Source organism: Paenibacillus sp. sgz302191, from assembly GCF_057749925.1.
Genome location: NZ_JBYLHY010000005.1, coordinates 246,903 through 273,201, shown reverse-complemented (window position 1 = coordinate 273,201; position 26,299 = coordinate 246,903). Strand labels below are relative to the sequence as shown.

At 52.2% G+C, this 26,299-nt stretch carries 10 protein-coding genes; 8 read left to right on the top strand and 2 right to left on the bottom strand.

Annotation, left to right across the window (positions count from 1 at the left end; all coding sequences use genetic code 11):
- Positions 1 to 60: 60 nt before the first annotated feature.
- Positions 61 to 783, top strand: a complete 723-nt coding sequence (locus tag AC3G2T_RS09715; RefSeq protein ID WP_488435301.1) for an alpha/beta hydrolase — start codon at positions 61 to 63, stop codon at positions 781 to 783.
- A gap of 55 nt (positions 784 to 838) precedes the next feature.
- Here the strand turns inward: AC3G2T_RS09715 and AC3G2T_RS09710 are convergent, their stop codons facing one another.
- Positions 839 to 2,227, bottom strand: coding sequence for an MFS transporter (locus AC3G2T_RS09710; RefSeq protein ID WP_488435300.1), 1,389 nt, complete (start codon positions 2,225 to 2,227; stop codon positions 839 to 841).
- 546 nt (positions 2,228 to 2,773) lie between these two features.
- On the opposite strand from AC3G2T_RS09710, the gene AC3G2T_RS09705 reads away from it, so the two are divergent.
- Complete coding sequence (locus AC3G2T_RS09705) at positions 2,774 to 3,391, top strand: hypothetical protein (protein ID WP_488435299.1); 618 nt, start codon at positions 2,774 to 2,776, stop codon at positions 3,389 to 3,391.
- 119 nt (positions 3,392 to 3,510) lie between these two features.
- A complete protein-coding gene (locus AC3G2T_RS09700; protein ID WP_488435298.1) occupies positions 3,511 to 6,696 on the top strand; it encodes a DEAD/DEAH box helicase in 3,186 nt (1,061 codons plus the stop codon).
- Between the two features lie 27 nt (positions 6,697 to 6,723).
- Here the strand turns inward: AC3G2T_RS09700 and ppsA are convergent, their stop codons facing one another.
- Positions 6,724 to 9,321, bottom strand: coding sequence for a phosphoenolpyruvate synthase (gene ppsA / locus AC3G2T_RS09695; protein WP_488435297.1), 2,598 nt, complete (start codon positions 9,319 to 9,321; stop codon positions 6,724 to 6,726).
- A gap of 688 nt (positions 9,322 to 10,009) precedes the next feature.
- Here ppsA and AC3G2T_RS09690 point away from each other — a divergent pair.
- From AC3G2T_RS09690 to kdpA, 5 genes are all read left to right on the top strand, one after another.
- Positions 10,010 to 15,796, top strand: coding sequence for an Ig-like domain repeat protein (locus AC3G2T_RS09690; protein WP_488435296.1), 5,787 nt, complete (start codon positions 10,010 to 10,012; stop codon positions 15,794 to 15,796).
- Positions 15,797 to 15,866: 70 nt separating this feature from the next.
- Entirely contained in the window at positions 15,867 to 23,018 is a 7,152-nt protein-coding gene (locus tag AC3G2T_RS09685) for an S-layer homology domain-containing protein (RefSeq protein WP_488435295.1), read from the top strand.
- 101 nt (positions 23,019 to 23,119) lie between these two features.
- On the top strand, positions 23,120 to 23,620 hold the full coding sequence (locus AC3G2T_RS09680) for a hypothetical protein (RefSeq protein WP_488435294.1): 501 nt from the start codon (positions 23,120 to 23,122) through the stop codon (positions 23,618 to 23,620).
- An 860-nt stretch (positions 23,621 to 24,480) separates the two neighbouring features.
- A complete protein-coding gene (locus tag AC3G2T_RS09675) occupies positions 24,481 to 24,558 on the top strand; it encodes a potassium-transporting ATPase subunit F (protein WP_474680251.1) in 78 nt (25 codons plus the stop codon).
- Positions 24,559 to 24,603: 45 nt separating this feature from the next.
- On the top strand, positions 24,604 to 26,277 hold the full coding sequence (gene kdpA, locus AC3G2T_RS09670) for a potassium-transporting ATPase subunit KdpA (RefSeq protein WP_488435360.1): 1,674 nt from the start codon (positions 24,604 to 24,606) through the stop codon (positions 26,275 to 26,277).
- Positions 26,278 to 26,299 lie beyond the last annotated feature (22 nt).

Sequence of the window (26,299 nt, the reverse complement as noted above, 5' to 3'; positions counted from 1 at the left end):
GTAATAACACCATGTGCTCTATACATACAAATGAGGTAAATTAATGACGGAGGTGATTCCATGTCTATCCTTTTGTGGCCCAATGGCGCGCCGCTGGCGAGAAGTAATAAACCCGCAGATTGCCCGTCAATGACTGCATACTTGTTGAAAAGCGATAGACCAAGCTCCTGCATCATCGTGTGTCCTGGCGGTGGCAATAAATATCTGGCAGAGCCCAAAGAAGGGATGAACATTGCGAAATGGTTGAATGAGATTGGTTTTTCGGCCGTTGTCCTTCATTATCGCGTGGCTCCTTATGACTATCCATGCCCTCTGCTGGACGCGCAACGGGCCATCCGGCTTCTTCGTAACAAAGCGCAAGAATGGAACATTGATCCATCGCGAATAGGCATCATGGGTTTTTCCGCAGGCGGCCATTTGGCCGCTATGGTCGGGACCCGCTACGATGCCGGTACGCCCGATGCCGATGATCCCGTTGAGAGAGAAAGCTCGAAGCCCGATCTGATGATTCTTTGCTATGCGGTGATGCTCTTATCGAACGAAAAGCTCGTCACTTCGAAAACACCTCCGGCATTCCTATGGATAACTGAAAATGATAGTAAGGTACCGGTCAAGCACAATTTGCGTTTTGCCTCTGTTCTTAAAGAACATGGGGTGCCGTGCGAAATGCACGTTTTTGAGGGTGGAAGTCACGGTTTAGGGCTCGCAGCAGATCACCCCAGCGCCAAATATTGGACGCAGCGTTGTCAGCGGTGGCTGGAAAAGCAAGGTTTTTCAAATTAGAGAACAATAACGTCCCGCCTTTCGTGGGAAAGGTCGGGACGTTATTCGATTCAAACTACCTTGCGGACGTCATTTCGGATGATTTTTGTGACTGGCCGTATCCATAAAGGAAGCCGATCGCTCCCACAACCAGAGCTGCAATAAAGATCAGCATCAAGTTGCTGTAATGAAATGCGGCAGCAACGGTCACAGTCGGAAGGAGAGGGAAGGCGAGCCAAGATTTTGTCAGCAAGCCTCCGACAGCGGCCACGCCAATCCCTTCGCCCAGGAAGCAGGCAAAGTTCAAAAAGCCCATGCCCGAACCGGATTCCTCGGAATCCAAGGCTCCCGCAACGCTGGCGGATACGACGGTTTTCACAAACGAAAGTCCGCCGAATGTCAGAACCATGGCGACGGAAACAAGCCATGGCGTTTGATCCGGGAACAATGAAACGCTCAGAAAACTTGCGCCGATCATGAATAAGCCGACCAACATGGTGAATACTGTCCCTAACTTATCGACCAACACCCCGCCGACAAATCCGAATAGTACCACACTGACTGTCCCGGGAAACAGGACGCCGACTCCGATAAAACTTGTCGGCAGTTGATAAACTTCTTTCATCATATATGGAACCATGGATACATAACCGGCGACTGTGCCTAACAGCAAGCTTCCCGTGAGCACACCGACAATAAACGTGCGCTTTTCAAACAAATAAGGTTTTATAAAAGGTTGCTCCGCATATCGAATACGCAAGCCAAACGCGATGAGCAGCAGCAAAGAAACGGCTAGAAATCCCCATTGGTATACGGTTGTGAACAGCGTAAAAGCTACAATCCCGACACTTAACAAAGAGGCACCGATGATATCGGTCTTTCCTTTTTTTGCAGTTTCGTCAGGCATCGTTCGCATGAAAAAAGGAATCGTGAGAAGCGTCATCATCGGCAGAAGGAACAACATGAACCAATGGAGATATTCGGTTACGAGCCCGCCAATCACAGGGCCGATTCCTTCGCCGCAGGCTACCATCGAACCTATCATGCCAAAAGCTTTTCCTTGGTGTTTCGTATCGATATACCGGGTAATGATGACCACGATCAATGCCGGAACCGCAGATATTCCTGCCCCTTGTATCAATCGGGCCGTCAAGACGCCCGGATACCACGAATGAAATAAAATTCCGATCAAGGAGCCCGCACCGTAGATCCACAGACCGAACAGGAGCAGTTTCTTCACACCATATAAATCGGACAGCTTTCCATACAGTGCAGTACCGATTGCGAACGTAAGGATAAAACTGGTGTTTACCCAATTCGCAGACGAAGGCGCGATGTCAAACTGGGCAGCGATATCCGGCAACGACACATTAAATATGGTCTCATTGAGAACGCTGAAAAACGCAATAAAACTAAGCCAAACGATCGATTTGGAATCGCCGGCCGCCTTGAATAACTTTTTCAATTGGATAGCCCCTTAATCTTTCAAGGGGAATCACGCAGTTTATAGGGCCAATGATGCGAATTCCCCTATTTTTTGTGCCCTTTTCTGCAAGTTGTACCTCATCGTAACGCCTCCCAATTCGAGTAGTCCAGTAAATTATACTATATAATCAGTTCTCGTGGTAAAACATGTGATGCCCGTACTTTCGGTAAGCCGGAGGCTGGGTAAACTTCACAATCGCCAAGCGTCCTTGCTTTTTGAATTAATCGTTTCACATCGCTCATATCATTGCCCCGGCTATAAAATCTTTTGATGTAGAAGTTCCATAATTATACACTAATTCCTGCAAAGTCGTTTCTCAAGGCATTGTTCCGGTCCTTTTCATTCACCGCGGCAACAATGCAGGGATTCTTCGGTTTTATCTCGAATGTTATTTCAACCGGAAACCCAGTCGTAGCAATGGTTTGTTAGGCTTTTGTGCATTGATTTTTTCAAGCGTTTTTCGTGATCTTTTACCCAAGATATTGCCCTAATTTATTTTGCGGAAGACGGAGAGGAAGTAAAAGTATGAAGACACTGTATCGACCCGTTGGACTTTTTGAGATGAAGTTGATTCTGGACTTGGATTTGAGAGGGTTCCCGCCAAGACTGCCGGAGCAGCCCATTTTTTATCCTGTGCTCAATAAGCTCTATGCGGATCAAATCGCACGGGAGTGGAATACAAAAGACAAATTTTCGGGATATGTCGGCTTTGTAACCGAATTTGAAGTTGCCAGTCCCTATATTGATCGATTTGAGGAGCAAGTGGTCGGGAGCAGTCAGCATAACGAATTATGGATCCCTGCCGAAGAGATGGATGAATTCAATCGCAACATCATCGGTCAAATCAAATTAGTTGATGTATTTTATGGTCGGGACTATGAGGGGTTAACTTCGGAAGGAGTGAATTTTGAAGCTAAAGACCCTATGGAGCAATTCGCGATTTGGAGAGAGATACATAAACTGGATATTTTAAAGCAGGAGATTAAAGAGCAATGGAAATGTATTTTCATGAATTATCCGTTTTGGAGTCGATCCAATTTCATCAATTATGGGATAACGCATGAAGAAAAAACAGCGATCCTGGCAGCTTTGAAGCAAGAATGGCACGAACAGTTTCCAAACATACCATTGTTTGCCGGCTAGATGAAGTCTTAATCGCGCGGGGAAAATGACAGGCGGCGGCCGCTGCTTATATATGTTAACATGTAGAAAAGAACCCTACCGGGACATCTCATGTGAATCTAAAAGGCAGGATTGAAACGATGAGCTTTCAATTAAACGATCAGGTGATCAGACGGCTGTGCGGCCGATTCTCTTATGAAGCCGGCACGGCTCTCTGCCAAGCCGGCAAAGTAACGTTTACGACGGCGGAGCCCGAAGCATCGCTCTTCAAAGCGGCGGTCGAAGGAAACATTCAGGTTTCCGTCGATTGCTCGCGGGAGGAGCCGGTTGCCACATGTTCCTGTCCCGTATTTCATCCTGACGACCAATACTGTGAGCATATCGCCGCCGTTCTGCTCAGCATAGGCGATTCTGAGCATAGGCCGCTGGAACAAATGGAATTGGCGGACAAAATGCTGGAGCTATTTAGCGACAAACCGCTCCGTCCGACGGGGGCCCGTTCGCTTTTCGATTCCAGGAAAGTTCTGGAGGTCGAGTTTATTTGCAAACCTTTTTTGTACAAGGATCGGAAGCACATGTTCGGCATCGAGATGAAGGTCGGGACTAAAAGGTTGTATGCCGTACGGCATGTGAGGGAATTTCTGCATCAGATCCAAAGAAGGGGATGCTGCGCCGTCTCCAGGCATTTCACTTACGATCCGGAGCTCCACAGTTTTCAGGCGGCCGATGATGCGGTCATTCATATGTTAATCCGAATCGGGGACAGCGCCCCTTTTTACAATGGGCCCGGAAGCCGGGATGCCGACCGGATGCTTGCGATTCCGCCGGCCTCATGGGAAGAGCTTCTTTCATTGCTTGCTCAAGCTCCATCGGCAAAACTCGGCCACAACGAAAACACTTATCACGGAATTTGTGTAACGGACGAACCGGTTCCGATCGTTTTTGCATTCGACCGCACTCCAGGCCCGGCAGAAAGTTATCAACTGGACGTGGAAGGTTTGGATGCAATTACAGTTATGGAATCATACGGAGTTGCCGTTGCGGAAGGAAAGCTGTTTCAACTAGCGGCAGATCAGCTCAAGCGTTTAATGGAATTAAAGCAAATATTCGGAGAGGCCCGCAAACACCAACTGCACATCATGCCGGAGCAAGCGGAAGCTTATTTGGAAAAAGTAATTCCCGGCTTGATGAAGCTGGGAAGGGTTACCATCGCACAAGCCGTTTCGGACCGGATGGAGCAAACGCCGCTGAAAGCCAAGCTGTTCCTGGACAGGCTGAAGGACCGGCTGCTTGCGGGCCTGGAGTTTCAATATGGCGATGTGATTATCAATCCGTTGGAAACGGGCGGCCGCAGCCGCGGCGAGGGGCGCTTGCTTTTGCGGGACGGAGACCGGGAGCGGCGCATTCTGGAGCTTATCGAGCGCAGTTCTTTCATTCAGACCGAAGGCGGGTATTTTTTGGCTGATGAAGAAGCGGAATACCATTTTCTGTATCATATCGTTCCACAGCTGGAAAAGCTGGTCCACATCTATGCAACATCAGCGGTGAAAGTCAGACTTCACCCCGGCGATGTCCCTCCGAAAGTCAAAGTCGACGTAGATGAACGAACCGACTGGTTGGAGCTGCAGTTCGATATCGACGGAATTCCGCAATCGGAGATTCGCAATCTCATTAAATCGCTTGAAGAAAGGCGCAAATACCATCGTCTGCCTAACGGTTCGTTAATGCCGCTGGAAAGCGCCGAGTTTCAAGAAATGATTCGCCTAATCAACGATATAGGTCTACACCGAATGGATGAAAAAGGGGCCCAATTTCGTCTTCCGGCCGTTCGCGGACTCCATTTTGTGGACGCCTTTCAAACGGGAAATGCCGTACAATTAGGCAAACCGCTCCGCCGCCTCTTGGAAAATATGCGGAATCCGGACTATCTGGATTTTCCGGTTCCCGACGGGCTCGTCCGTACGCTTCGGGATTATCAGAAGTACGGTTATCAATGGCTGAAGACGCTTGCCCACTATCGGTTCGGGGGGATTTTGGCGGATGAGATGGGTCTGGGCAAGACGGTCCAAAGCATCGCTTTTGTGGCCGCCGAGCTGCCTGTAATCCGGAACGAGGGAATGCCGGCGCTGATCGTCGCGCCTGCTTCGCTAATGTACAACTGGCATAACGAGCTCAAGCGATTCGCACCCGAAATTCGCGCCGTCATTGCCGATGGCAGCAAAGAAAGCCGGGGCGGTACGCTGAATGGCGTATCCCGGGTAGACGCGGTCATCACCTCGTATCCGCTGCTGCGGAGAGACATTGCGCATTACGCCGGTGTTTCCTTCCATACGCTCATCCTGGACGAGGCTCAGGCTTTCAAGAACCATACTACGCAAACGGCGCAGGCGGTCAAAATGTTGAAAGCCCGGCACCGCTTCGCCCTCACGGGAACTCCGCTCGAGAATTCGCTGGAGGAGCTTTGGTCGATTTGCGATGTCGTCATGCCCGGGCTATTTCCGGACAGAAGGTCTTTCGGCGAATTGACCAGGGAAGCTATAGCGAAAAGAGTGCGTCCCTTTTTACTGCGCCGGCTGAAGACCGACGTACTGAAGGAGCTGCCGCAAAAGATCGAATCGCTGCAAGCTTCCCGGCTGCTGCCGGAGCAGAAGAAGCTGTACGCGGCCTATTTGGCTAAATTGCAGCAGGAGACGTTGATGCATTTGAGCACGGACGGCTTTAACAAAAACCGGATCAAAATATTGGCCGGTTTAACCCGGCTGCGCCAGCTGTGCTGTCATCCGGCCTTGTTCGTGCAGGACTACGCGGGAGGTTCGGCCAAGTTCAATCAGCTGATGGAGCTGATCGAAGAGTTCCGAAGCATGGGGAAGCGGATGCTCGTTTTCTCGCAGTTCACCGAGATGCTGGGTCTTATCGGCCGCGAGCTTTCGCGTCGGGGTGTGCCGTATTTTTACCTGGACGGGCAGACCCCCGCCGCGGAACGTGTTGAGTTGTGCGGCAAATTTAACGCAGGCGAGCGGGATTTGTTTCTTTTATCCTTGAAGGCCGGGGGGACCGGGCTGAACTTGGCCGGAGCGGACACCGTCATCCTGTACGATCTATGGTGGAATCCGGCGGTGGAACAGCAGGCGGCGGACCGGGCGCACCGGATCGGGCAAAAAAGCGTAGTCCAAGTGATCCGCCTCGTCACCCAGGACACGGTGGAAGAAAAGATGTACGCGCTCCAGCAGAAGAAGCAGAACTTGATTGATGAAGTGATTAAGCCCGGGCAAGAAGGTTTGTCCGCCTTGTCGGAAGACGAAATTCGCGAGCTTTTGATGATTTAGTGTTCAAGGAATTTATACTTGTCGTATTTACAATATTTCGATATACCCTTCTGTTCCATGCACGCGAATTCGTTGCCCGTCTTTTATCAGCTTGGTAGCATTCTCCACTCCGACAACTGCCGGTAAGCCATATTCACGTGCGATAACTGCTCCGTGGGTCATCAGTCCGCCAACTTCGGTGACCAGGCCTTTTATGGATACAAACAATGGTGTCCAGCTAGGGTCTGTAAAGGAGGTGACTAATATATCTCCATCTTCCAGATCGGCATCTTCCATGTTTAAAATGACACGTGCCCGTCCCTCTATAACTCCGGAAGAAACAGGTAGACCTACAATAGCTTCGGCCGGCAGATTTTCACGTTTGTACTTACCTGCAATGATTTCACCATCAGACGTGATTACACGTGGGGGAGTTAGTTTTTCAAAAAACTTGTAATCGTCTTTTCGTTTGGTGATGATCTGATAATCCAGTTTATTTGTGCGTACGACTTCGTGAAGTTCTTCAAAAGTGAGATCGTATATATCTTCTTTTTCAAGAATAACGCCCGCTTGTACGAGCTGCTCGGCTTCTTTCAGCAAAGCCTGCTTATAAACGAAGTAGCGAGTAACCATGCCGTATTTGGGATATTCCCGATACCCGATGAAATTGCGGACGAGGTCGATCATTCGTTTTGTTTCTTTGGCTTTTTGTTCACCATCCGGCAATTGCTTCAATCGATCTAATAACTCTTGTTCCTTTGCCAAAGCTTCCTGTTGCCCTTGCTCAAATTTCCGATTGCTGGCATTAGGCTCAAAGTTTTTGATATTACCAAGAATCATGGGGACAAGTGTAGTTGGTTTTTCGCTCCAACGAGTTCTAGTAATATCGATTTCTCCGGCACATCGCATTCCGTATTTGCTGAGATAAGCATCGATAGCGTCGTGGGCTTCCTGTCCACCATCAAACTTAACCAGTTCATCCAAAAAGTTATCATCTTTTACATGCTGCAAATAATCAATGACTTCCGGATAAGGACGAATCACATCTGCGACATCCAATAGCGCCAGACCCATTTCCGAAGTAATATTGCCCAGTACGGATTGAGAAAGCGTATCTGCTGCGTTTTTTTCACCTAACCACTCGTTCATTTTTTCATTGATCCATGATGAAGCATCCATAGCAGCCATAATCACACCCGAACTTTGTGGGGCAAATAAAATCTTCTTTAATTGCTGCTGGATATCTTCCAGAATAAAATCAAATAAATCGGAACCCGATTTCGCTTGGATGTTTTGTTTTAATTCATCTATCGATGATTGACTACGCTTAATCAAATCAGAAACGATTGTCGGATCGTTCTCGAATTGTGCCAGCATATCTGTATTGCTTCTGCTTGGACTCGGTGCTGTTTGATCATTTGGTAACAATTTTATAAAATCTCGCTCTATTATGGTCATGAGTGCGCCTTTTATGAGCGGATCGGATCCCAGGGTATTTAATAAAGTTTCCCGGCCGACAGGTGAAGCCAACCTGGATGTAACATTAACAAACAACCTTCCACCAGCTTTGCGCATGGGTGCAGGAGTCGTTAACAGGAAAAAAGACAATCCCAGCGGTTTCATGGGATCTGTCATCATTTGTTGGTGACCGACAGATAGATAGACGTGATTTTCTTGATCATTCGCTTCAGGGATCGGGTATAAAGTCGTGATCGGACGACTCTGGACAATATTAAATGTATCATGGGCCAAACACCATTCGATATCTTGCGGCTGGCCGAAATAAGCTTCGATCCGTCTTCCGAGGCGTTCCAGTTGTAAAATTTGTTGTTCAGTAAGTGTCTGAGTCTTTTGCCGATCAAGTTCGATCTGCTGCGTCTCGGTTCCGCCTTCTTTTCGTCCATAGATCGCCAATTTTTTGGTTGCTATCCTCTTATCGACGATTTGCCCATCGCGAACTTTATAACAATCGGCAGATACCAAGCCAGAGACAAGTAGCTCTCCAAGTCCAAAACTGGCGTCGATGGATAACAATTTTCGGTTGCAGGTAATCGGATCAGCGGTAAATAAAATCCCTGAAGCCTGCGGGAAAACCATCCTCTGAACGATTACGGATAAATAAACTTGGCTGTGGTCAAATCCGTTTTGCATACGGTAGATTACCGCGCGATCCGTAAATAGGGAAGCCCAGCATTTACTGATATGCTGCAAGATTGCTTGTTTGCCGATGATATTTAAATAGGTGTCTTGCTGGCCGGCAAAAGAAGCATGCGGTAAATCTTCAGCAGTCGCACTAGAACGTACTGCATATGCATGCTCCTCGCCAAACCGGGAGAGATAGTGAGTAACTGCTTTTACAACATCGGATGGAATTTCTACTCCCATAATGGTTTGTCGAATCTCCCGGCTGATTTCACCAATTTGCGCTCGATCCTCTACTTTTAGCACGGTTAGTTGATCCAACAAAGCATGATACGTTTCGTTTTGTTCGATGGCTTTTTGATATCCCGCTGTTGTAACACAAAATCCTTCTGGTACTTGTATTCCTTCAATTTTTGATAATTCCCCTAAATTTAACCCTTTTCCGCCAACGAGCAAAAGCTGCGTTTTTTCCATTTCCTGAAAGCCGAGAACCAAAGAACACATTCTACATCTCTCCTAACCATTAAAATGAGAAAAACCATTTGACAAGAGTTAGCCCGACGTGGTACAATAAAATTGTAAGATGCGATAACTTTGTTCTTTCAAATATCAAAAGTCGTAATCCGATTATATCATCGTGATTGTTTATATGCAATACAAAAAGAACCTGGTGAAAATTCCTAGGTTCTTTTTTGATTTTCCACCACCGTTAGTCACACCAAAAAAACTAGTTCAAGCCGACTCCGTCACGGCATAATCACCTTACGGTTCTATACAGCCGTGAGCCAATAATTCCGTCCCTCTCGTAGGCTTTCTTCCAGCGGTCCGCGCTTCCCACAGCCTAAATACCTTTTTTCTAAGTGTCCAGTCTATTCGGACCAGTTTAGAGCGAGCGATCTCCTTGCTCTTTTTTTGTTTCAGGAAATAATTGGGGCTGTTTGTGAGAATTTTGAGAGACGCTTGTGGTAATATCCAAGACAATAAATATTTTGTCACATTTTGAAAGTGTTATCTGGGAGTCTGTTCGATGAACCACGTAGAAGGTATATAAATGCAAAATGACAGCAATTATGCAGTCATTATTCATTCGGTATGCACAAAAGTAACTCCGTCGGACAGACTCCTGGGTAAAAGGAACTATGCAAAATGACTCTAAGGATCCCACCATCTCATTTCCAAGGAGGAACAGCGAATGATACAGAAACGGAAGCGCAGAAAAAAGGAAAGGATGAAGAAAAAATATTCCTATCTCGTTGCCATGCTGGCGGCGCTGGGTTTGCATGCGATGCTGGCCGATAGGGTGGAAGCCAAACCTGCCTGGGCGGATGATAATTTTCTTCAATATGTGACTTACAACAGCGCGTTGTCCAAGTTTTCGAATGAAAATGACGACTATGACGAGAGCAATTTGCAGGCAAATGCATCCTATATTCCGAAGTTTCCCAACAATCTGAGCTTAAGGACGAAAAATTCAGGTTCTGATGACGATGGATTTGCCCTGGGCGGAACGATCTCGCCTGCGGATCTTCCGGCGCCTCTGATGGAGCTTGCGAAGATGGGACAGTTGGAATTCAAGGTCGACACCTCGGTAAGGATTGATGACAACGATACGATGATTCTGGTCACAAACGGAGACCAGGTCAAGAGACAAAAAAATAGCGATGACGGAGGGCTAGCGGTGTCGTACTCGATGACCTCGGGGTGGACTCCCTTTAAACCCGGCGGCAATAGCGTTCAATTTGTGCTGGACGATTCGCGGACTCCTCTTAGTTATTTTGAGAGCATAAAGCTGTCTCTTGTCGATACTGTTGGACCCGGCTTGCAGAGCATCACCGTGCCGAACGCAGGCAGCGGCAAATTCCATCTGGGCGAGACGATCGACATCGTCCTGCATTTTGATGAGATCGTGAATATCGACACGTCATTCGAGCTGCCGATGAACACGGGGAAAAAAGCCGTCTATTATTCAGGCAACGGAACGAAAGACATTACGTTTCACTACACCGTCGCAGCGGACGATATGACGCGCAGCGACGTTGGCAAAAAGCCTTACAATCAAGGAAGATATCTCGGCATCGGCACCCGGTCTGCTAGCGAATGGGACAGCCAGCAGGGCGGAGACGACAAAATCGGCTCGATTCTCCCGCCAAATGTGAAGGATCTCTCCGACAATGAGATGCTGGGCAGTACGATGGCAAATCCTATGAATTGGAAAAGTAAGTATGATACTTCTTACAATTACACAGGCGGTTCCAGTTACTCTAACCAACTGGACAGCAGCATGCTGCAGGTGGACGGCGTCGTGCCGATCATTAACGAAGTTCAAGTGGCGACGTCCACCGGAACGAAATATTTGAAGGCCGGCGACAAGCTCACGGTCAAGCTGCTGCTGGACGATATCGTTACGGGAACGAAAGGGTATATCGAATTCAACAACGGCAAAAGAGCCGTTTACAAATCGGGCAGCGGCACGAAGGAAGTGACCTACGAATACGTGGTGCAGCCTGAGGACGAGGGCAACGATTTGGCTTACAAGAACTTCGTCGCGAATCTGGGCGTTACCGACGATTTCGGCAATACGGCGATAGTGCAAAACAACTATACGCCCCCGTTGTCTCTTGAAGGCGAAGCGATTTGCGTCGATGCGAAGCTGCCGACCGTGCAATTTTTGCCGGATACGGATGGCACCTATGAACGCCAGCATACGGTCAAGCTGAATGTGATCGAGCAAGGGTCGGGCCTGAAGGGCGATGTTCTCAAGTATGCATGGGTGCAGTCCCCCGACCAGCAGAGCGTTGCATGGGTGACATATGGGGTCATGGACGGCAAATTGCCGACCGTCTTCAAAGACAATACCAACGGAGACTGGTTTGTAACGGTCCTGCTGGAGGACAAGGCCGGCAACGTCAACCGGATTACGAGCCCGGCCATTCGCTTTGACAACGTTAAGCCCGACATTGCCATTACGCCTGACGGAAGCGGCGGCGCATATATAGGTTCGCTGACGCCGCAAGTGACGGTCACCGATGCGCTGGCCGGTCCGGATGACGCCCGGCTGGAGTATCAGTGGGTGTATTACGACGACGAACTCAGCGAAACCGGATGGCTTCCGTTCCGTAACGGCCAGCCCGTGCAGACGCCTCAGTTCCCGGAGCACGGCCGATACACCTTGTATGTGCGCGCCTTTGACCGTGCAGGGAACAAATCCGAGGCTGTTACGCTGCCCTTTTATCTGGATGCGAAACCGCCGGAAATCAGCATGACGCCTGACGGCAATTTAACGCAGCAGCGGACGCAAAAAGCAAGGATCAGCGCCGTGGACGCCAACAGCACCTTGAAGCCGATCCAGTACTTCTGGAGTCAGGACGCCGAAGCGAAAAATGCGGTATGGAAGGAGCTCGGCTCCCAGTACGAGGTTTCGACCGACAATGAGAGCCAGCCGATGGAAGGCATCTGGTATCTGCATGTCCGGGCGTCGGACATTTGGGGCAATGAGGCCGTGGAGAGCAGGGCGTTTTACGTTGACAATACGCCGCCTTCCGTTGTTTTTCAATATGCGCCGTCGGTGACCGCATCGGTTAAGGAAGCGAAGGCGGCTGTGAAGGCGAAGGATGCGAACACGATCTCGGGGCTGTACTACCAATGGACGAGCTCCGAGGTCAAGCCTCCTTCGACGGATGCCGGCTGGGCTTCCTTTACGAACGGCGCGGCATTAACGAAGGGTGGCGCCGACGGCGACTGGTACCTTCATATTAAAGCGGTGGATTCGTTCGGCAATGAAAGCATCAGCACCTCCCGGGCGTTCAAGCTGAGCAATACGGCGCCGAAAAGCTCCGATTTTCAGATCGACATGCCGGAGCAAACGAACGCGAGTGAAGTGAAAATAAGGATCGGCACGGCATCGAAGGAGCCTTATATGTATCATGTTGCAGACCGGAACGGGCAAGAAATTCAAAGCGGCCCGGTAACGGACGGTTCGGCGTTATTTACGCTGGAGCTGCCTGCGGTCGAAGGGACCTACGGGTATGATTTCAGCTTTGAAAATGAAGTCGGCATCCGCAGCTATACGGTACCCCGGTCCATCGTCGTGGACAAGACGCCTTCCGTAGCCGAAGCCGTTTATAGCGAAACGGCGCTGACCCGCGGGCCGGTCACGGTTCGTCTGGCGAATCTCAGCGACAACGTGACGCCTGCGAATGAGCTGCAAACACCTGACGGCGACAGCCATGTGTTCGCGGAGAACGGCAGCTATACGTTCAAGGTAGTAGACAAGGCCGGCAACGAGCGTTTGATTCCCGTGCAGGTGGCGAACATCGATAACGTCGCTCCGAATATCCGCATCGACGCCGATAGGCAGCAGCAGCCGAGCCAAACTGTGAGCGCTGCCGTTTATGCCGACGATAACCGGACCGCCAAGGGCGATCTCCAGGTGTATTACCAATGGGCGAAATCCCAGTCGGCGCCTGACGCATTGGACGGCGGGTGGATAGCTGCGGCGAACGAAACCGTCATTACCGAGAGCGGCCTCGAGTTCGGGGAATGGTATTTGCACGTGAAGGCGGTCGATCAAGCGGGCAATGCGGCTATTCGAACGAGCGACAGGCTGATTGTCGACCGGACTGCGCCGATGGCGTCAATTGCGTATTCGATGACAGAGCCTACGGCAAATACGGTAACGGCGCATATCACGTTTGACAAAGCCGGCGTTCGCGTGCTCAATACGCCGGGAGGTATCCCGTACTATACGTTCAACGCGAACGGTTCCTTTGCCTTTGAATATGAGGACGAGGCGGGCAACCGCAGCAGCGCCCTGGCGACGGTCGATCAGATCAATCCGGCGCTGCCGAAAGCGAATGTTTCCTTTTCGACGACAGACCTTACGAAAGACGATGTTACGGTTACGATCGCCACATACAACAACCGCTTTTCGTTGGCGGATATGACGTTCGAAACAGGGATGGGCGAGCAGCTCGTCAGCAGCCAAACGAACGGCCTGTCGGTCACGGAATCCGTGTACACCATTTCGCATAACGGCATCATTTCCTTCGTTCTCCGGGATACGACCGGAGCGGTGGCCGATCAGCCGGTCAAGGTGCCGGTGTGGAACATCGACAAAACGGCGCCGGCCGCGACGCTCCGCTACGGCAGCACCGGCTGGACAAGAAGCGGCGTCGGCGTCACGCTTCAGTTGGAGGATGAGTCGCCTGCGACCATTTTGAACAACGGCGGCAGCAATTACATAGTTCTGGAGGAGAACGGCACGTTTACGTTTGAGTTCCAGGATGCGGCGGGCAACCGGTCTTCCGTGACGGCGGAGGTCACTCACATCGATAAAGAAGCGCCGACCGCCACGGTCGCCTACAGCACGACGGGGCCGACGAACGGGCCGGTCACGGCGACCATTCAAACGGCAGACAACAGGGGTGCGCCTGTGACGATTGTCAATAACGGCGGACAAGCGAGCTATACGTTTACGGAGAACGGAACTTTTGCTTTCATCATTCGGGATCAGGCCGGCAACGAAAGCAGCATCCCCGTCGAGGTTAGAAACATCGACAAGGTCAAGCCGACAGGAACTGTCGTATACAGCACCAAATCGTTGACGAACCAGGATGTAGTCGTCAATTTGACGGCGGTTGACGACGGCGGCGAACCGGTGACGATCACGAGCGACGGCGGCCCGCAGCATACGTTTAAGCAAAACGGCGTGTTCACTTACACTTTCAGAGACAAAGCCGGAAATGAGGGAACTGTCGTCGCCGGCGTCAATTGGATCGACAAAACGCCGCCTCGCGGAACGATCACCGCCTCCGAAACGAGCCCTACCCGGGAGGATGTCACGCTGACGCTGAATTTGCCGGACGGGGGCGATATTGTCAATAACGGCGGCAGCAATACGATGGTGGCGCATGAAAACGGCGACTACACGTTCCAAGCAGCCGATGCGCTTGGCAATACGGCGGAATTCACATATCATGTAGGCAATATCGACCGCAAAGCGCCGGTCGGGCAAATCATTTACAGCACGGACGGCCCTACGAACAAAGACGTGATCGCCACGGTGACGGCTGGTGAAGACTTCAAGGTGTTAAACAACAACGGCGGCAAGCAGGTGGTGTTCAAAGAGAACGGCGAGTTCGTGTTTGATCTGCAGGACGAAGCGGGCAACACGTCGTCCGTCAAAGCAACGGTCAACCAGATCGACAGAACGCCGCCAATCGTCACCGTCAAGTACAGCGAGACGAAGTTGACCAATCAGAGCGTCACGGCCTCCGTGTACAGCGAGAATGGGAAAAAGCTGATAGGCATCAATAACGACGAGAAAACGAGTCTCGTATTTAAGGAAAACGGCTCCTTCACCTTCATCGTCTCGGACGAAGCGGGCAATCGGGTCCGTGTCGGCGCGAAGGTGCAAAACATCGACAAAACGGCGCCTGTCGTCAAATTCGCCAATTCCGTAATGGTTTTCATGCCGGGCGAGACGATCAATTTGAATGATTTTGAAGCTTACGACGACCGGGACGGCGCGATTGCTCCCGACCGCGTTACGTTGAATCCGCCGCAGTTGGATACCTCGAAGGGCGGCGAGTACGTAGTCACGTACAGTACGACGGACCAGGCAGGCAATACCGCCGAGGTGAAGCGGCCTGTCAAAGTTTTGTCGCCGAGCGATTTTCTGGTTCTGGTGAACGGCCAATTCGAGCCTAGCGCGCAGTACATGGTCGAAGGCAATCAGGCCACTTTTAAAATCGTGAACTTCGTCGAGCAGTACAAAGCCTTCTACAAAAAGGGCGACGGCATGCTTAAAAGCGGAGATTTCAAGCTCAGCCCGGAGACGCTGGAACACGACGTAAACGGCGCGCCTGTCGCCAAGGAAATCCAATTCCAGGCCAAGCAGCCAGGCTGGCATACGTTTTATTTCCAGGATTTGAACCGGAGAACGGTGACGATCAACATTTACTTCCTTGGAGGCCAATGAGAAAAACTTCAATCGAAGGATTTCGAGGATGAGCGAACGCATTCTTATGTGGTGAGAAAGGAGCCAGGCTGTGTACAAATGGATTAGCAGTTTTTTAGTCGTCCTCATGCTGTTTATGTATTCTTCCGCTGAATTGGTTCATGCGGCGGTCGTAACCGATCCGCCTCTGGAGCTGGACAACGGGATTGTGAAGATGGTCGTTGACGGCAAGGGCCATTATACGATCAAAACCGTTCAAGGCAACCCGCTCAGAAAGAGCGATGATGACAAATGGCTGTTGTTTCAGGATAAAAGTCCGGATACGTCGTTTACGACGTTCCGGATCAATGACGAGGATTACATTTTCGGGGAGGGCTACGGGTTCAGTCTGGCGCGCAAGGCCGCTTTGCAGGGCCGCCCGGAAATTCAAGGCAAAGCGATTGTAACGACGTGGGATGTCGATGGCGTCGAGATCAAGCAGAAGCTGGAGCTCATCATCGATAAGGAAAATCCGAATTACGGCAATGTGTTCATTCAATACGGCGTAACGAACAAATCCGCGGCGTCCGTACAGGTCGGCAGCCGCATCCTGCTTGATGTGATGACCGGAACGAATGACGGCGCAGGCATCAAGATCGGGAATCAATTTATCGATACCGAGAAGGTTTTCAAAGGCGGCGACGTGCCCAAAATTTGGCGCGCGAGCGACAACGAATTTGCGCCAAACGTCGTTTCATACGGGTTGACCAGCGGTTGGGGCAACAAAGCGCCGGATTCGATGATCATCGGACACTGGCAGGGATTATCCAAATCGACATGGGATTACCAGGCGAATCCCGATCTCAATTTTACGATTGAGTCAAGCTACGGGAAGAAGGATACGGCTGTCGCTTTTTACTGGAATCCTACAGAGCTTCCGAGCGGAGAGCGCACCGTTTTTGAAACGTACTACGGCATCGGGGAAGTGCCCGACAAGACGTACAGCTATAACGTACAGTTGTCTTCCATCTCCAAATTGAATGTGAACGATACGTATGACGGTTATAAGGAAGAAGAGTTCGAGATTACGGCATTTGTCGAAAACAATCTTCCGAACTCGGCCGAGGTATACAACGTCACGGCGTCCATCAGCTTTGAAAAAGGGCTGCAGCTTGTCAAAGGCGAGGAGAGCACCAAGGTCAAGCGGCTTCTCAAGGTCGGCGAGCAGCAGGCGTTTACATGGCGGGTCAAGGCTTTGCCGCAGGATATTTACAAAATGGAGAAATATCGCGTCGATGTGTACGACAGCAGACAGATCGGGGCCGACGGCAAGGTAAGCACTTCGGACATTTACACTTCCAGCCGTTTCGTCCTGCTGCCAAGTGTGAACGGCGGACCGCCGAAAACGGTTTACAACACTGTAAGCCCGGACAAGCTCTACTACAGCGGCAAACGTTCGTTTACGATTAAAGGAACGGGCTTCGAGATGTATAAGGACACGACCAAATGGAAGCTGTTCCTCCAGCATACGGGCACCAAGCAGGAGCTGAAAGTACCGTCCAGCCAAATTTCGGTGCCTGACGATACGACCATTTTGGCGACGCTGGAAGACGAGCAGCCGGTAGGCGAATACAACATTATTGTCGAACAGAACGACGGCACGAGAACCCAACTGCCGTTCAAGCTGATGTCTACGAACGATAAATCGTATATTTCGAGAAATTACGGCGTTCTTGCCGTTCTCAAAGATTTTGCGCTCAAGAGTTCGGGCAGCGAGCCGACGTTTATTTACCGCGTTCTGCCGCTGAAAGACGAAAGTCAGCTGGAGAAGCTCAAAGCGAGCCTTCTGACCAATCATAAGGAAGGCGATCCGGAACGCAGCGTGCTTCTCACCATTAAGGGCGATATTCGCGAGGTGCGCACCCCGGCGGGGCAAGTATCGAAATATTTGGTTTACTCGGCGAACAAGAAGGCCATTATCAACGATGTCATGACTTACAGCTCGCCGGTTCCGATGATCATTTCGGACAACAAGCAGCAGGTGCGCAACATCGACAGCACATACAATTTCGGCTTTGCTTACGATTTGCAGCCGAATTTCAATCCCGGTTTCGAGTGGAATTTCGATGTTATCGGCAGTCCGCTTCAGCAGGGAACGGAAGTGAAGCCTGCCGCGAACGCCGATCTGGGTCTGCCGGAGTTCGGCTTCAACAAGGTCTTTACTTCGACCAACACAGGCTTTGATATCGATTATCCTTATAATAGCGGTCAATCCGGGCTGAATAAGGATCAAATGAGCCAGTTGAAAGCAACGTACGTGTATATTCAAGGACAAGGCTTGCTCAGCGTTAACGCCAAGAACGGCTTTGATTTCTGGTACGACAACTTCAACATTGCGCTCCAGGACGGCCTCAAATATACGCTGGACGGGGATCGCGACAAGGCGAAGGACGAGGCAGTCGTCGTGCATATGGACGGCGTCGGCAAGTTCCTGAACGTCATGTTGTCCGGTTTGCCGGTCGACGTTAACGATTTGATTTTGGCGAACCGCAATGACAAGGACGTGTTGTCCTTCGGCGCGAAGGTGTCTCTGCCGTTCCTTGGCAGCGGCAAGAAAAATGCGGACGGAGAAGAATCGAAAGGAACGCTGTCCATCGATGCGAAGGACATTCTTTTCTCCCGCAAAGGCTATGAAGGTCTGATCGCCAAGGGCGAGCTGTCGCTATCCAACTACGGGATAGTCAAAGGCGTCGAGGCTAACGTGGGCGTCGACACCTTCAACGGCCATTACACAGTGGACGGGTCGGCGGAAATCGGCGTCGTGAAAGCGGAGGTCAGCTTTGAGATTATCCGCGAACGGCAAAACGATACGTGGTATTTGAACAAGCTCGTGCTTTCGGGTGAAGGCGATCCAGGCATTCCGGTCGTCCCCGGCAGCGTATACGTGACGAAGCTGGGCGGCGGCGTCGAGAATTTGGCCGAGCTGACGAATCCGTACTACGGCGGAGCCGATATTTTCACGGTGGTCGTGCTCAGCGATATCGGCGCGATAAAGGACATCAAGGGAGATATGGTGTTCAAGGGAGAATTCGAAGGGAAATTCGACCGGAGAAAAATGCGCATCGACGGCAATCTGGACGTTGCCTCCCTGCCGATTTTCAAGACGGCCTATTTGGAAGCTTCCTGGGATACGGGGACGGATGAGAGCTTCTATGTCACCGGCGGCGGTACGATCGATATTTTGAGCGGGCTCATTAGCGGCGGCGGCAGTGTCTATGTATCCGATAAGCGTTTTGACGGAAGGGCCAGCATTGAGCTGAAAATCCCGGATGCGGTTCCTTTTGTCGGCGGGGAAACGCTGGCGAGAGCTTCCGCGGGCATCAACAACGAGGAAATTTGGGCCGCGGCGCAGATCAACCTGCTTCTCGTATCCATCGAACTGTCGGCCGATTATTATTGGTCAGGCGGTCTGGATGTCGGGGTTGGTATCGCATCTTCCGATCCGAGTTATATTCCTCGCACCAACCGCAACAGGGGCATTTATTCCATGCCGGTCAGAAAAGGGAACCAAAAAGGCACGATGATGTACGGCACGAATATGCGGATTATCGGCAGCTCGAAGCCGACATCGCTGCTGGCTTCGAAGAACGGCGTAATTTTCGACAACGAGTCGCCGATCTACGGTACGGGCGCGGCGCTTGCGGCAGCCGACGACAAAAAGACGCATACTTTTGCGATGAATGACGCTTCCAGCAGCTATCTGGTCGAAGTGGCGTATGAGGGCGCTCTCCCTCAGGTGAGTGTTACCAAGCCGGACGGCACGCCTATCGATCTGGTAGAGAAAGGAAATTACTTCATTCGCAAGGCCACCGATAACGGCGTCGAGAAGCATTACATGGTGATCGGCTTCGAAAAGCCGGAAGCAGGTGTCTATACGCTGACTTCCGACCGCGAAGTCGAAACGAAGCTGGCGCAGGTGATGCCTGTGCCGAAGCTGACAGCCGCAAGCGCGGAGCTTGCAGCCGGCAACAAGCTGCAGTTGAGCTGGAGCGGCGAGCATTATAAAGCGTCGGCCAACCCCGACGAAGCGTCGAAGCTTATCGTCTCCTTGTCCACGGAGAAGGAGAACGCCGGCCGAGTGATCGCCACGCTGGACCCGCAGACAGGCGGGCAGACGATCGATATACCGGACGATGTGCAATCCGGCGATTACTACGTCCATTTCGGTCTGTCGACGGAGAAAATGTCCTACAGCGAAAAGGATTCGGAGCTGCTGCATATCGTGAATCCGAAAGCTCCGGCAGCCGTCGGCTCCGTGCAGGGCGCCAAGAACGGCAACGGCATGCTGCGCGCTACCTGGCCGGCAAGCGCCGATCCGGCGACTACGGGCTACAATATCGAAGTGTTCGACGCGGACGGTAAAGCGGTCGACACATTCGGCGCCGCCTACGTTGACGCGAAGAATACGAAGAAAGACCAGAACGGTAATTACAACGTCATTATTGGCGGTACTTACAAAAGACCGGCCAGTGCCAGCAAAACGCCTGAAATTCTCGGGCTGGAAACTGGCAAAACTTACAAGATCGGGGTTACGCCGGTAAGACAGGAGACGGACAGTCAGGACAACAAGAAGAGCAAAACTTACTACGGACCGACCGTCATCAGCGCCGCCGTGGAGCTGCCGAAGCCTAATCCTCCGCAGATTGCGGTCAGCGTCGCAGGCAAAACGAAGGAGGGCGTCCTTATCGCCGATACGGAAGCCATCGACATCGTACAGGGCTCCGCTCCGCAAATGACGGGCGTGAGCGAACGCGATGTGAAGCTGAAGCTGAGCGCCGGGGAAGAGGTTACGGCCGACATTTACGTCGATTCCGTGAAGTACGGCAAGCAACTGCAGGGCACAAGCGATGAGCTTACCCTTTATCAGCTGACGGACGGCATTCATTATGTTGATGTGGTCGCCAAAAACAAAGACGGAGACATCGCCGTGAAACGGGTGAAGTTCGTCGTCGATACGAAGGCGCCTGTAGTGATGCTCGACAGCCCTGCATCCGATTCGATTGCGCCAAGCGGCACCGCGGAAATTCAAGGCAGTACGGAAGCGGGCGCCAAAGTGGTCGTTGACGGCCGCGAAGTGTCCGTTGACGACAAAGGCAATTTCCATGCGTCCATACCGCTGAGCAATCAATACAAAAGTCAGATTGCCGTTTCATCTTCGGACGCCGTAGGCAATACGACTACTTCCAGGCTGCAGGTTATCAACGGCTCCATCAAGCCGCTCAAGAAAGTGCGCTTGACGCCGAATGTGGAGAAGATGAAAGCCGGGGATTCCGTGCAGCTTCAACTGATCGGCATTCAAAACGATGCCGCAGGAACTGAAATGGTCGTCGATCCGGAATATGTAAAATGGGAGTTCATGGAAGGCGAGTCGATCGCCCAAGTGGATGCGAGCGGGAAGCTGACGGTAAACCAGGAAGGGGACGTCGTTCTCCTTGCCTCGTATCAAGTGGCGGATACGTATTCGTTCCAGGACGCCGTCGTTGTGAAGGTCGGCGGGGAAACGGACATCAAACCGATAAGCAAAGTGAAGCTGTCTCCGACCGTGCAAAAAATGTTCATCGGCGACACGGTCAAACTGGATCTCACCGGCTTGAGGGATGACGGCACCGCCGTCACACTCGATGACAGCAGGGTGACCTGGGAGCTCACGAGCGGCGATACCTTCGCCAGCCTCGACCGTTCCGGCAGCCTGACGGCGCTTGCCAAGGGGGATGTTACTGTCCGCGCTTCCTACAAGTTGATCAGCGGTGCGACGGCCCAAGACGAAATGACGATTCATATTGAAAGAGATCCGAAAACGATCCAGCTTGTCGGCGTCAAACAGTCGCTGGATGTGTCCAAAATGCAAGCAGGCGAATCGCTTCAGCTGAAGCTTACCGGCATCGATGACGAGGGTTCCACGGTAGCTCTCAAACCGGATCAGATCAAGTGGGAGCTGACCAAAGGCTCAGAGATCGCATCTATAGATGCATCCGGCAAGCTGAAGGCGCTGCAGGCCGGCGATGTCAGCGTACTCGCCACCTACACGCTGGATAACGGAACCGCCTTGCAGGATACGAAGACGATTAAGATCGAGGCCAAAAGCGATTCCTCGGATAGCGGCGGCACACCGCCGATCACCGGTCCGGTTGTTCCCGCCGAAGACGGGAACAAGGACAAGGATCTGGATGCGCTGCTGCAGCAAATGCTCGACCGCTTCAAAACGCAAGGCATCAAGGAAACAGGCGTATTCGATCTGTATCCGGATACCGATTTGCAAAGCAAGCGGGTTGAAGAAATTACCGTTTCCATCTATAAAGGTACGGTCAGCCAGGCTGACAAACTGGTTGTCGGCAAAGCAAGCGACGCCGGCAAATACGTCAGCAGCGAAGAGAAGCGCACCAAACAGCTTGTTTCCGGCATTTATGAGCTGGGTATTGTCCGCAGCGGCAAGCAGACGAGCAAGCCGGCCGAAGTGAAGTTCCATTACGACGCTTCGCAATTCCCGGATTCAAGCGGCTTGACGGTATACCGTTTTAACGACTATATGCAAAAATGGGAAATGGTTCAGGGCGTGAACGACGCCGCTCACGGCGAGGTCACCGTGCAGGCCGGGCGTCTGGGCAAGTTTGCATTGTTTAATGTCGCACAGCCTGTCAACTTTAAAGATGTTGCCAAAGGCAGATGGTCCGCTGCAGGCATCTACGCGCTGCAATCGCTGGGCGTCGTCGACGGCGTTTCCCAAGGCGATAATCTCCTTTTCGAGCCGGAGCGCAGCATTTCAAGGGCGGAATTTATGAAACTGCTCGTTGCGGCGAAAAAACTGGCCTTGCAAAACGGCAATCTGGAGAATGAGTTTAAAGATTGGAATCGAATTGCAGACTGGGCCAAGCCTTACCTGTATACGTCCGTGGTTCAAAATATTATGGGAGGCCGTCAAACCGCTAGCGGACTCGTGCTGGATAGCGATGCGCCGATTACGCGCGCGGAAGCCGTTGCGCTTTTGGGCAGAGTTGTGAGCGGCGCAAGCAGTGCGGCGGGAGACGGGAAGCCGTTCGCAGATGCGGCCGACATACCGGAATATGCGCGTTCCTATGTCAAGCAAATCCGTCAGAGCGGATTCATGGACGGCTACGAAGACGGCACGTTCAGGCCTTCGAACCCGATGACCCGGGAAGAAACAGCCGTATTGATTCACAGATTGATCAGTTATTTGGATAAATAAACAGCCTTCTTGCAAGGCGGCAGTAACTTTGGGACAGATCCTTTGGGGTCTGTCTTTTTTTATTCTAAAAACTCGACGCCTTCACCGATGTCCTTCATCCAATGGTGTCGCAGGCGCCCGTCCGTGACTCGCCCGAAGCCCACCCGAGGCTCGTCCGGCGGTGGGTTGCGGCGGTTCGCGGCGGTTCGCACCGCGCGCAGCTCCCAGCGCGCGGTGTCGCGCTGCATGACGGCGGTCGGTCGGCCACATGCCGCTCAAAGATGGCGCAGCCGCCCGACAGGCAGACCGACAGCGAGATCAAGCCTAAAAACCCCCGCGCCAGAGCCGAACAGCCGCAATCTGCCTGGCGGCACGAAGAAAACCTGCAAAAATACATGAATTTGCACCCTTTTTACGCCGGCCGCGAAGAATTCCTGCAATTGTGCAGGTTTTGCGCCGCGCACATAGGCTCAGGTTCATTTTCGCCGAAAAAGCCTGCGCTTTCGCAGGCTTTTAGCCAAAATGAATCATTACCGCTGGAAAACCTGTATTTTTGCAGGTTTTTCCTGATTCCGGCTAGCGGATTGCCTAGCGGCGCGAAGAAAACCTGCAAAAATACATGAATTTGCGCCCTTTGTACGCCGGCCGCGAAGAATTCCTGCAATTGTGCAGGTTTTGCGCCGCGCACATAGGCTCAGGTTCATTTTCGCCGAAAAAGCCTGCGCTTTTGCAGGCTTTTTGCCAAAATGAATCATTTCCGCTGGAAAACCTGTATTTTTGCAGGTTTTTCCTGATTTCGTCTTGCCGGACCGCCCGTCTTGCGGCGACGTAATCCCTGAGGGAAGGCACGGGCGCGTAGCGCGGAGTCCGCGAATCCCGGCGTGCAGGTGTGGAGGAGCGTGGCACGGGCCCAACGGGCGGGGCTCGCGGAGCCCGCGAATCCCGGCGTGCAGGTGTGGAGGAGCGTGGCGCGGGCCCAGCGGGCGCGTAGCGCGGAGTCCGCGAATCCGGCGGGCAGGTGTAGCGGAGCGTGGTGCGGGCCCAGTGGGCGGGGGCGCGGAGCCCGCGAATCCGGCGGGCAGGTGTAGCGGAGCGTGGTGCGGGCCCAGTGGGCGGGGGCGCGGAGCCCGCGAATCCCGGCGCACAGGTGTGGCGTAGCGTGGCGCGGGCCCAACGGGCGGGGTTCGCGGAGCCAACGAATCCCGGCGCGTAGCGTACCGCTACATGGCGGCGTTCGCCTCACCGGCCGCCCCTCCCAGCCCTTTGCATCGGATAAAAGGGCTGTTGCCTTTTTCGCGGCGGATACACTTTTCGCGTGCGATTTTTATGTTTTTTTTACACCCTGGCCCCGTTTATTTACCCCCTTTTTACGCCGATCCGTATTAAGATTTCACTGTGGCGACGAGGGGGAGTTCGTATGCGATTGATTGTTTAAGGGGACAGCGGACTCAATCGACAGTTGTTGCCAAGAGGAGGTAGCCCCATGACGGTGATAGGGATTATTGCTTTTGCCTTGATTGTGTACCTTGGGTTTGTTCTGGTGAAGCCGGAGAAGTTTTAAAGAGATTATGGGTTTAGTCGAGCGAGGAGGAAATCTTGCATGGGCATGGGATTGTTACAGGTAGCCATAACGCTGGTCATCATCATGTTATTGGTTAAGCCTGCGGGCAGCTATTTGGTTAAAGTGTTTAGTCATGAAAAGACCGGTCTGGACCGGGTTTTCGGTCCGTTCGAGCGGATCGTTTACCGGACGATGGGAGTTCGCGAACAGGAGTCCATGGGCTGGAAGCAATATTTGGCAGCCATGCTTCTTTCTAATTTCATTATGTTCATTCTGCTGTTTCTCGTCCTGCGGCTGCAAAAGTATTTGCCGCTCAATCCGGACGGGATTGATAATATGCCGGCCGCGCAAGCTTTTAATACGGCGGCGTCCTTTATTACCAATACGAACTGGCAGTCCTACAGCGGGGAAAACGCGCTGTCGTATTTATCGCAAATGCTCGCCATCACGTTTCCGATGTTCACATCGGCGGCGACTGGCTTTGCGGTTGCGATCGCGTTCATTCGCGGATTAATCGGCCGCGAGGATAATCTCGGCAACTTTTACGTAGATCTGGTCCGCTCGATTACGCGCATCTTTTTGCCGCTCAGTTTTATTGTCGCCCTATTCCTGGTGTTCCAGGGCGTACCGCAGACGCTGCAGGGCGCAGTGACGGCGACGACGCTGGAAGGCGCTCAGCAGACGATAACACGCGGGCTTGTAGCATCGCTTGAATCCATCAAGCATCTCGGCACGAACGGAGGCGGGTGGTTCGGTACGAACTCCGCGCATCCTTTTGAAAACCCGACTCCTCTGGCCAACCTGGTCCACATCGTTTGCATGATGCTGCTGCCGACGGCGCTCGTCTATGCTTTCGGCCTCATGATCAAAAATAAAAAGCAGGGCTGGGCCGTATTTGCGGCGATGGGCTTCATTTTTCTGGTCATGCTGACGACGGTGTTTGTCTCCGAGTACCGCGGGGTTGCCGCGCTTGATGCAATGGGCGTTCACGGCAACATGGAGGGCAAGGAGGTCCGGTTCGGGCTGGCGGAATCCGCGCTGTTCACAGCGGTGACGACCGCCGCGACGACAGGCTCCGTCAACAATATGCATGAATCTTTGACCCCGATGGGCGGTTTTACCGCACTTGCTGAGATGATGCTCAATAACGTTTTTGGCGGCAAAGGCGTAGGGCTTTTGAACGGTTTATTGTATCTTATTTTGTCCATTTTTATTTGCGGTCTGATGGTCGGGCGGACGCCGGAATTTCTCGGCAAAAAGATCGAAGGCAAAGAGATCAAGCTGGCTTCCATCGCGCTGCTCGTCCATCCGATCATCATTCTTGCGCCTACGGCTTTGGCGCTCATGCGTCCGGAAGCGGTCGCTTCGATTGCCAACCCGGGCATGCACGGCCTTTCGGAAGTGCTTTACGCCTTTACGTCGGGGGCTGCCAATAACGGTTCCGCCTTTGCGGGCTTGAATGCAAATACGGATTTTTACAATGTGGGCATTGGGCTCGTCATGCTGTTCGGCCGGTATATTTCGATCATTGCGATGCTGGCGATCGCCGGTTCTTTGGCCATCAAGCGTACGGTTCCGGCAACCGCAGGGACTTTGCGGACGAATACCCCATTGTTCACCGGAATATTGGTGGTGATCATCGTCGTGATCGGGGCGCTTACGTTCTTCCCCGCACTTGCATTGGGACCGATTGCCGAACATTTGGCCATGCCGCATTAAGCGCGGCGCAGAGAAGAGGGAG

Coding starts and splice junctions, on each gene's coding strand:
- AC3G2T_RS09715 (WP_488435301.1), top strand. CDS start 61: ATGTCTATCCTTTTGTGGCCCAATGGCGCGCCGCTGGCGAGAAGTAAT.
- AC3G2T_RS09705 (WP_488435299.1), top strand. CDS start 2,774: ATGAAGACACTGTATCGACCCGTTGGACTTTTTGAGATGAAGTTGATT.
- AC3G2T_RS09700 (WP_488435298.1), top strand. CDS start 3,511: ATGAGCTTTCAATTAAACGATCAGGTGATCAGACGGCTGTGCGGCCGA.
- ppsA (WP_488435297.1), bottom strand. CDS start 9,321: ATGTGTTCTTTGGTTCTCGGCTTTCAGGAAATGGAAAAAACGCAGCTT.
- AC3G2T_RS09690 (WP_488435296.1), top strand. CDS start 10,010: ATGATACAGAAACGGAAGCGCAGAAAAAAGGAAAGGATGAAGAAAAAA.
- AC3G2T_RS09680 (WP_488435294.1), top strand. CDS start 23,120: ATGGTGTCGCAGGCGCCCGTCCGTGACTCGCCCGAAGCCCACCCGAGG.
- AC3G2T_RS09675 (WP_474680251.1), top strand. CDS start 24,481: ATGACGGTGATAGGGATTATTGCTTTTGCCTTGATTGTGTACCTTGGG.
- kdpA (WP_488435360.1), top strand. CDS start 24,604: ATGGGATTGTTACAGGTAGCCATAACGCTGGTCATCATCATGTTATTG.